Below are 851 nucleotides of genomic sequence, written 5' to 3' on the forward strand. Positions count from 1 at the left end.
ATGGTTTGCGGTTTAGCCACTTATAATACCCTGCCCGACTGACATTTAACACATCACAGAGTACGGTTATTTTGAATCCTTCTTTGTCGAGTTTTTTAATTGTTTGAAATTCTGCTTCATACCGCGTTTGGGTGACATCAGCTCTCTTTCCGTTTCTTCTAACTTTTTTAGTGCCGTATTTTCTGTTTCTAGGTATTCATTGCGGGCTTTCAGCGCAGCGATTTCTGTGCGTAACTTTTCTTCATCTGTTTGGATCGCTTCTGATTTTCCACGACCACGCCCATCGACGAGTCCTTGCGGACCATGCTTTTTGTATCTTTGTACCCACGAATAAACATTAGTGTAGGGAACGTGGAATTTTTTAGCCGAATCTTTATAAGATAAACCATTGGCTGAGCAATCTTTCACGATTTCAATTTTTTCTTCTTGTGTTGTTTTTCGACTCTTCATTGTATACACCTCGGGGTTTGGAGAATAGTTTTTTATTTCTTCCCCTTTAGTATACTTAATTATCCAATTTCTAACAGTCTCATGAGACGGAATACTATATTTTCGAGCCAACACTTTAACCGGAATACCGTCCTCAAGATGTTCCAGCACCACTTGTTTCTTTAAATCACTGCTATAACGATTATTATTAACCGAAGGTTGAATACCGCCGATCCCGTGTTCTTGGTACCTTAATACCTTTTGATAAAAAGTTGATGAATGTAGCATTAAACCAAAAGTATCACTTAATTCTTTTATACTCAATCCATCATCTAGAAACATTAGAATATAATTTTCAAGTTCTTTAACCGTATGCTTACTATTTGAACGCATAAAAAACTCCCCCTGAAGTAGTTTACTTT

1 protein-coding gene is annotated in these 851 nt (G+C 37.1%); it reads right to left on the reverse strand.

What is annotated here, in order from left to right; all coding sequences use genetic code 11:
• Positions 1-66: 66 nt before the first annotated feature.
• Positions 67-851 (reverse strand): helix-turn-helix domain-containing protein (locus AX762_RS13485; protein ID WP_218162515.1); only part of this gene is annotated, 785 nt, incomplete at its 5' end.

Origin of the sequence: Alkalibacterium sp. 20 (genome assembly GCF_001885615.1) — a bacterium.
Taxonomy (GTDB): Bacteria; Bacillota; Bacilli; order Lactobacillales; family Carnobacteriaceae_A; genus Alkalibacterium.